Below are 5,372 nucleotides of genomic sequence, written 5' to 3'. Positions count from 1 at the left end.
ATCTTCCACTTCGACCAGCTCGCCGGGCTCGACGCCGAGGGGATCGACTGGCTGAACGAACAGCAGCCCGGCTTCAAGATGATCTGCGCCCGCCACAAGATCGTGGACCAGGCGCGCGCGAAGCTCACCTGACCGATTGCGCCGCGTCCCCCCGGGGGCGCGGCGCCGTCGCACCCGGCCCCTTCGGCATTGTGCCGGGGGGGCGCGCCGCGCTAGGGACTGCCGCAGACCGGAGCGGACCCGAGACATGCCGAAACCACAGCGCACCGAGATCACCGAGCGCGACCGCCGCCTCGTGCGGCAGATCCGCCTCGCCGCGATCGTGATGGCGGCGACCATGGTGCTCTGGGTCGGCGGACAATACATCGGGGGCGAGCTCGGCCTGCCCGTGCGCTACGCGTTCCTCATGGACCTTGCGGCGATTGCCGCACTGGTCTGGGCGCTGGTGGTGACCTATTGGGTGAGGCAGGAACGCCGAAAGACGGCCAGCGATCCACAGGCCCCGTCAGGCCGGGGCAGGAAGGGATGACCATGCTGCAGGACAAAGACCGGATCTTCACGAACATCTACGGCATGCACGACCGCACGCTCGCGGGCGCGAAGGCGCGCGGCCACTGGGACGGCACGAAGGACCTGATCGGCCTCGGGCGCGACAAGATCGTCGAGATCATGAAGGCCTCCGGTCTGCGCGGCCGCGGCGGCGCGGGTTTCCCGACCGGTCTCAAGTGGTCCTTCATGCCGAAGGAATCGGACGGGCGGCCGAGCTACCTCGTGGTCAACGCCGACGAATCCGAGCCCGGCACCTGCAAGGACCGGGAGATCATGCGCAACGACCCCCACACGCTGGTGGAGGGCTGCCTGATCGCCAGTTTCGCGATGGGGGCGCATGCCTGCTACATCTACATCCGCGGCGAGTACATCCGCGAGCGCGAGGCCCTGCAGGCCGCCATCGACGAGGCCTACGACGCGGGGCTCCTCGGCAGGAACGCGGCCGGGTCCGGCTGGGACTTCGACCTCTACCTCCACCACGGCGCGGGGGCCTATATCTGCGGCGAGGAGACGGCGCTGCTGGAAAGCCTCGAGGGCAAGAAGGGCATGCCGCGCATGAAGCCGCCCTTCCCGGCGGGCGCGGGCCTCTACGGCTGCCCCACCACGGTCAACAACGTCGAATCGATCGCCGTCGTGCCCACGATCCTGCGCCGCGGCGCGGAGTGGTTCGCGAGCTTCGGGCGGCCGAACAACGCGGGCACCAAGCTTTTCGCCGTGTCGGGGCACGTGAACACCCCCTGCGTCGTCGAGGAGGCCATGTCGATCACCTTCGACGAGCTGATCGAGCGGCATTGCGGCGGCATCCGCGGCGGCTGGGACAACCTCAAGGCGGTGATCCCCGGCGGCTCGTCCGTGCCCTGCCTGCCCGCGAGCGTGATGCGCGAGGGCGCGATCATGGACTTCGACTGGCTGCGCGAGCAGCGCTCGGGCCTCGGCACCGCGGCGATCATCGTGATGGACCAGTCCACCGACATCATCAAGGCGATCTGGCGGCTCTCGAAGTTCTACAAGCACGAGAGCTGCGGCCAGTGCACCCCCTGCCGCGAGGGTACGGGCTGGATGATGCGCGTGATGGACCGGCTGGTGCGCGGCGACGCCTCGGTCGAGGAGATCGACATGCTCCTCGACGTGACCAAGCAGGTCGAGGGCCACACGATCTGCGCGCTCGGCGACGCGGCGGCCTGGCCGATCCAGGGCCTCATCCGCCACTTCCGGCCCGAGATCGAGGACCGCATCCGGGTGAAGCGCGGCGGCACCGTCGAGATCGCCGCGGAATGATCCGGGCCGCCGCGCCGCTGGCGGTCGCGCTCCTGGCGGCGGCCTGCGCGCGGGAGGAGCCTCCCGCCTACGCGGTCACGCAGACGGCGCTCGACGTGGGCGGACGCCACGGCGACCTGCCCGCGCTCGCCGTGCGCCGGAGCGACGGCGCCGAGATCGACCGCGACGACTGGGAGGCCGCGCAGGCCGCCGTTCGCGACCATTGCGCGGGCCTCGGCGCCACATATGACGCGCTTCCGCCCGCCTCCGACTATACCCAGATACGGCTCGAGGACGGGGTGCTCTACTTCATGGGGCGCTGCGGCGCCTGACGCTCCCGCGCCCTGTGACGTATCGGCCTCAGGCCGGCGGTGCTGCGCCGGGTCTTCGTGGAATCGTTGCCCGACGACTCCCTGCCGCGTATCCTGACCCTCAATGACCGGACGGGCAGGCCCATGGCCGCACCGGACCGGCAAGAGGCAGATCGAGGCAGATTCCATGGTTCGTTTCCACAGATACGGGCTTCCGTTCATATTTCTCGCGTGCTGCGGGCTCGGGCTCGCGCTCGGCTCGATGCTCGGGCCGGGCTTCGCGGTTGTCGGCGGGGCGCTCGGCGGCGTCGCGGCGCTCCTTTCGGCATCCGTGCTCGACACCACCGAGAAGCTCGAGACCGCGGTCTATTGCGTGCTCTCGCTCGTCTTCGCGGTGGCGCTCGTGTGGCTGGGGCTCGCGCTCTGGCGCGATCTCGCCTGACTGCGGCGGTATTTCGCGCGTCGTGATCGGCGCATCGCGAAAGACCGCCGGGGAACGGGCCCGGCGCGCGGCGGTTATTGAATGACACGCCGCAGCGCCGCCTGATCGCCACGAGGCAGCAACGTCGAGTCGGAAGGACCGCATCCATGAGGCCAGCATTCGCAATCGTCGGCGCCTGCGCGCTGTTCGTCTTCTTCGCCCTCGCCGCGAGCGCGGGCAAGGCGCGGGCGGACGCCTGGCAGCCGCTGCGCGACGATCCGGTGATCCACGAGGGGCTCACCGCCTTTTCCGTCGGGCGCATGATCCACCTGCGCTGCCCCGACATCTCGGGGCGGATGCTGCGGACCATGGGCTTTCTCGAGAGCCTGGTGGACCGGGCCGAGACGCTCGGCTTCACGCGGGCCGAGATCCGCGCCTACATCGACAACGACGCCGACCAGCGCCGCTATCGCGAGATCACCGAGGCCTACTTCGCCGCGCGCGGCGCGGACATCGACGACCCCGCGGGCGTCTGCCGGGTGGGGCGCGACGAAATCGCCGCGGGGTCGGCCATTGGCAGGCTGCTCCGCGGGGGTTAGAAGGCGGTCGAACGCGTGAGCCCGCGGGCGGATCCTGTCCAGACCCACCGCCCGCAGGCCAACCGGAGGACCTGCGCCCATGAGCGACCTGCGCAAGATCGTGATCGACGGCCGCGAGATCGAGGTCGATCCCGCGATGACCCTGATCCAGGCCTGCGAGGTGGCGGGCATCGAGATCCCGCGCTTCTGCTACCATGAGCGGCTGTCCATCGCGGGCAACTGCCGGATGTGCCTCGTCGAGGTGGTCGGCGGCCCGCCGAAGCCCGCCGCCTCCTGCGCCATGCAGGTGCGCGACCTGAGGCCGGGCCCCGAGGGCCAGCCCCCCGTGGTCAAGACCAACTCGCCCATGGTGAAGAAGGCGCGCGAGGGGGTGATGGAGTTCCTCCTCATCAACCACCCGCTCGACTGCCCGATCTGCGACCAGGGCGGCGAGTGCGACCTTCAGGACCAGGCGGTGGCCTACGGCGTCGACTTCTCGCGCTATCGCGAACCGAAGCGCGCGGTCGAGGATCTCGACCTGGGCGCGCTCGTCGAGACGCACATGACGCGCTGCATCTCCTGCACGCGCTGCGTCCGCTTCATCACCGAGGTCGCCGGGATGCCCGAGATGGGCCAGACCGGCCGCGGCGAGGACGCCGAGATCACATCCTACCTCGGCGCCACGCTGGAATCGGAGATGCAGGGCAACATCGTCGACCTCTGCCCGGTCGGCGCGCTGACGAACAAGCCCTACGCCTTCACCGCGCGGCCCTGGGAACTGACGAAGATCGAGACGATCGACGTGATGGACGCGCTCGGCTCGAACATCCGCGTCGACACCAAGGGCCGCGAGGTCATGCGCATCCTGCCGCGCAACCATGACGGCGTGAACGAGGAATGGCTGGCCGACCGCTCGCGCTATGTCTGGGACGGGCTGCGCCGCCAGCGCCTCGACCGGCCCTACATCCGCGAGAACGGGCGGCTTCGCCCCGCGACCTGGCCCGAGGCGCTCTCGGCCGCCGCCAAGGCAATCCGGGGCGCGAAGAAGCTCGCGGGCCTGGTGGGCGATCTGGCGCCGACCGAAGCCGCCTTCGCGCTCAAACAGCTCATCGAGGGGCAGGGCGGCAGCGTGGAGTGCCGGACGGATGGCGCGAAACTGCCCGCGGGCAACCGCTCGGCCTACGTGGGAACCGCGGCCATCGAGGACATCGACACCGCGAAGTTCGTGATGCTGATCGGCACCAACCCGCGGATGGAGGCGCCGGTCCTGAACGCCCGCATCCGCAAGGCCTGGACGCGCGGCGCGACGGTCGGCCTGATCGGGCCCGCGGCGGACCTGACCTACGATGTCGACCACATCGGCGCCGACCGCGCCGCGCTCGAGCGGATCGTGAACATGGACCATGGCGACGAGGTGCGCACGAAGCCCTCCATCGTCATCGTCGGCCAGGGCGCGCTCCGCGAGGCGGACGGGGAGGCGGTCCTCGCCGCCGCCATGACGCTCGCCGAGGCGACGAACTCGGGCCTCCTGGTCCTGCACACGGCCGCGTCCCGCGTGGGCGCGATGGACGTGGGCGCGGTGACCGAGGGCGGCATCGCCGCCGCCGTCGAGGACGCGGACGTGATCTACAACCTCGGCGCGGACGAGATCGAGATCGCTCCGGGCGCATTCGTCATCTACCAGGGCAGCCACGGCGACCGGGGCGCGCACCGCGCCGACCTGATCCTGCCCGCCGCCGCCTATACCGAGGAGGGCGGCCTCTTCGTCAACACCGAGGGGCGGCCGCAGCTCGGGTTCCGCGCCGGGTTCCCGCCCGGCGATGCACGGGAGAACTGGGCGATCCTGCGCGCGCTCTCGGCGGAGCTTGGCGCGACGCAGCCCTGGAACAGCCTGCCCGAGCTTCGCCGCGCGCTGGTGGCCGCGGTGCCGCATCTCGGCCACATCGACGAGGTCATCGAGAACCGCTGGGAGGCGCTGGTGCCGGGACCGCTCGGCCAGGCCGACTTCCGGCCGGCGCTGAGCGACCATTACCTCGTGAACCCCATCGCGCGGGCGAGCGAGCTGATGGCCGGCCAGAGCGCGGCCGCCCGCGCCCGCGCCGCCGCCCCCCTCGCCGCGGAGTGAGCCGGCTTGGCGGGCGGAGTGGCCGCGACCGCCGCCCGGGCGGTCCTGTTGCCGGTGGCGCTCTGCGCCTGCCAGCCGGGCGGCGCGCCGGACACGCCGGAGGTGCGTCACGAGGGCGTGGAGACACGGCT

6 protein-coding genes are annotated in these 5,372 nt (G+C 71.0%); all 6 read left to right on the top strand.

What is annotated here, in order from left to right:
• Positions 1-247: 247 nt before the first annotated feature.
• Positions 248-529, top strand: a complete 282-nt coding sequence (locus ACTS11_RS01990) for a DUF5337 domain-containing protein (RefSeq protein WP_442638679.1) — start codon at positions 248-250, stop codon at positions 527-529.
• A gap of 2 nt (positions 530-531) precedes the next feature.
• Positions 532-1,827 carry an NADH-quinone oxidoreductase subunit NuoF gene (gene nuoF, locus ACTS11_RS01985; protein WP_442638678.1) on the top strand — a complete coding sequence of 432 codons (1,296 nt, stop codon included), beginning with the start codon at positions 532-534 and terminating at the stop codon, positions 1,825-1,827.
• The gene (locus tag ACTS11_RS01980; RefSeq protein ID WP_442638677.1) at positions 1,824-2,138 is read left to right on the top strand and encodes a hypothetical protein; all 315 of its coding nucleotides are present in this window, start codon (positions 1,824-1,826) and stop codon (positions 2,136-2,138) included. Before nuoF ends, ACTS11_RS01980 begins: the two co-directional genes overlap by 4 nt.
• Before the next feature lie 166 nt (positions 2,139-2,304).
• Complete coding sequence (locus tag ACTS11_RS01975; RefSeq protein WP_442638676.1) at positions 2,305-2,559, top strand: hypothetical protein; 255 nt, start codon at positions 2,305-2,307, stop codon at positions 2,557-2,559.
• A 146-nt stretch (positions 2,560-2,705) separates the two neighbouring features.
• Positions 2,706-3,137: a DUF5333 domain-containing protein gene (locus ACTS11_RS01970; RefSeq protein ID WP_442638675.1), complete on the top strand. Its 432-nt coding sequence runs from the start codon at positions 2,706-2,708 to the stop codon at positions 3,135-3,137.
• 79 nt (positions 3,138-3,216) lie between these two features.
• Complete coding sequence (gene nuoG, locus ACTS11_RS01965) at positions 3,217-5,241, top strand: NADH-quinone oxidoreductase subunit NuoG (protein ID WP_442638674.1); 2,025 nt, start codon at positions 3,217-3,219, stop codon at positions 5,239-5,241.
• Positions 5,242-5,372 lie beyond the last annotated feature (131 nt).

It is taken from the genome of Roseicyclus sp. (assembly GCF_052168335.1).
In the GTDB taxonomy this organism is placed as follows: Bacteria; Pseudomonadota; Alphaproteobacteria; order Rhodobacterales; family Rhodobacteraceae; genus Roseibacterium.
Note: the sequence above shows the minus strand (reverse complement) of the source record. Positions and strands in the feature narration are given on the sequence as shown.